1 rRNA gene is annotated in these 2,989 nt (G+C 51.1%); it reads left to right on the forward strand.

What is annotated here, in order from left to right:
- Window positions 1-76 precede the first annotated feature (76 nt).
- A 23S ribosomal RNA gene (locus KOI40_RS18235) occupies window positions 77-2,957 on the forward strand.
- Window positions 2,958-2,989 lie beyond the last annotated feature (32 nt).

Genomic DNA, 2,989 nt, shown 5'->3' on the forward strand with positions numbered 1-2,989 from the left:
TTTACCGGAATCATGTTAACAATAAATGAAGTTATCAAATATTGTAAGTCGCAACATCTAGTTGCTTGAGTTATATGGTCAAGCGACTAAGCGCACACGGTGGATGCCTAGGCAGTTAGAGGCGATGAAGGACGTAGGAGCCTGCGATAAGGTACGGGGAGCCGGCAAACATGCTTTGATCCGTACATTTCCGAATGGGGAAACCCACTCATTTATGAGTATCTTGCACTGAATACATAGGTGTAAGAGGCGAACCCGGGGAACTGAAACATCTAAGTACCCGGAGGAAAAGAAATCAACCGAGATTCCCTTAGTAGCGGCGAGCGAACGGGGATTAGCCCTTAAGCATTAATAGAGTTAGTGGAATCTTCTGGAAAGTTGAGCGATACAGGGTGATAGCCCCGTACACGAAAACTCTTTTAGTGTGAAATCGAGTAGGACGGAACACGTGATATTCTGTCTGAACATGGGGGGACCATCCTCCAAGGCTAAATACTCCTAACTGACCGATAGTGAACCAGTACCGTGAGGGAAAGGCGAAAAGAACCCCTGTGAGGGGAGTGAAATAGATCCTGAAACCGTGTGCGTACAAGCAGTAGGAGCAGACTTGTTCTGTGACTGCGTACCTTTTGTATAATGGGTCAGCGACTTATTGTCAGTAGCAAGGTTAACCGTGTAGGGGAGCCGTAGGGAAACCGAGTCTTAATAGGGCGTCTAGTTGCTGGCAATAGACCCGAAACCGAGCGATCTATCCATGGCCAGGGTGAAGGTTAGGTAACACTGACTGGAGGCCCGAACCCACGTATGTTGAAAAATGCGGGGATGAGCTGTGGATCGGAGTGAAAGGCTAATCAAGCTCGGAGATAGCTGGTTCTCCCCGAAAACTATTTAGGTAGTGCGTCATGTCTCACCACTGGGGGTAGAGCACTGTTACGGCTAGGGGGTCATCCCGACTTACCAACCCGTTGCAAACTCCGAATACCAGTGAGTGCAATCATGGCAGACACACGGCGGGTGCTAACGTCCGTCGTGAAAAGGGCAACAACCCAGACCGCCAGCTAAGGTCCCAAATGCTAGTTAAGTGGGAAACGATGTGGGAAGGCTTAGACAGCTAGGAGGTTGGCTTAGAAGCAGCCACCCTTTAAAGAAAGCGTAATAGCTCACTAGTCGAGTCGGCCTGCGCGGAAGATGTAACGGGGCTAAATTAGCAACCGAAGCTGCGGATGCACTTAGTGCATGGTAGGGGAGCGTTCTGTAAGCCGCTGAAGGTGAACTGTGAGGTTTGCTGGAGGTATCAGAAGTGCGAATGCTGACATGAGTAACGACAAGGGGAGTGAAAAACTCCCCCGCCGGAAGATCAAGGTTTCCTGTCCAACGCTAATCGGGACAGGGTTAGTCGGCCCCTAAGGCGAGGCAGAAATGCGTAGTCGATGGGAAGCAGGTTAATATTCCTGCACTTTGTATAACTGCGACGGAGGGACGGAGCAGGCTAGGTCAGCGCGGCGATGGTTGTCCGCGTTTAAGCTTGTAGGCTGGAATCTTAGGCAAATCCGGGATTCTAAGGCCGAGAGGTGATGACGAGACTCTTTATTGAGTTGGAGTGATTGATGCCATACTTCCAAGAAAATCTTCTAAGCTTCAGGTTATATAGAACCGTACTCCAAACCGACACAGGTGATCAGGTAGAGAATACCAAGGCGCTTGAGAGAACTCGGGTGAAGGAACTAGGCAAAATAGCACCGTAACTTCGGGAGAAGGTGCGCCGGCTTTGGTGATGGGACTTGCTCCCTAAGCTGAGGCTGGTCGAAGTAACCAGGTGGCTGCAACTGTTTATTAAAAACATAGCACTCTGCAAACACGTAAGTGGACGTATAGGGTGTGACGCCTGCCCGGTGCCGGAAGGTTAATTGATGGGGTTAGCTTCGGCGAAGCTCTTGATCGAAGCCCCGGTAAACGGCGGCCGTAACTATAACGGTCCTAAGGTAGCGAAATTCCTTGTCGGGTAAGTTCCGACCTGCACGAATGGCGTAATGATGGCCACGCTGTCTCCACCCGAGACTCAGTGAAATTGAAATCGCGGTTAAGATGCCGTGTTCCCGCGGCTAGACGGAAAGACCCCGTGAACCTTTACTACAGCTTTGCACTGAACTCTGAGCCTATTTGTGTAGGATAGCTGGGAGGCTTTGAAGCGGTGACGCCAGTCATCGTGGAGCCGTCCTTGAAATACCAGCCTGGTATGTTTGGGGTTCTAACTCAGGTCCGTTATCCGGATCGAGGACAGTGTATGGTGGGTAGTTTGACTGGGGCGGTCTCCTCCCAAAGAGTAACGGAGGAGCACGAAGGTACGCTAATCATGGTCGGAAATCATGAGTTTAGTGCAATGGCATAAGCGTGCTTGACTGCGAGACTGACACGTCGAGCAGGTACGAAAGTAGGTCATAGTGATCCGGTGGTTCTGTATGGAAGGGCCATCGCTCAACGGATAAAAGGTACTCCGGGGATAACAGGCTGATACCGCCCAAGAGTTCACATCGACGGCGGTGTTTGGCACCTCGATGTCGGCTCATCACATCCTGGGGCTGAAGCCGGTCCCAAGGGTATGGCTGTTCGCCATTTAAAGTGGTACGCGAGCTGGGTTTAGAACGTCGTGAGACAGTTCGGTCCCTATCTGCCGTGGGCGTTGGAAATTTGAGAAGAGTTGCTCCTAGTACGAGAGGACCGGAGTGAACGAACCCCTGGTGTTCGGGTTGTCATGCCAATGGCATTGCCCGGTAGCTACGTTCGGACGGGATAACCGCTGAAAGCATCTAAGCGGGAAGCCTCCTTCAAGATTAGATTTCCCTGGGACTTTAAGTCCCCTAAAGGGCCGTTGAAGACTACGACGTTGATAGGCTGGGTGTGGAAGCGTTGTGAGGCGTTGAGCTAACCAGTACTAATTGCCCGTGAGGCTTGACCATATAACTGATGTAACTGGATGTTCGCAGACAGT

The sequence above is a fragment of the Pseudomaricurvus albidus genome (genome assembly GCF_018863235.1).
Classification (GTDB): domain Bacteria; phylum Pseudomonadota; class Gammaproteobacteria; order Pseudomonadales; family Cellvibrionaceae; genus Pseudomaricurvus; species Pseudomaricurvus albidus.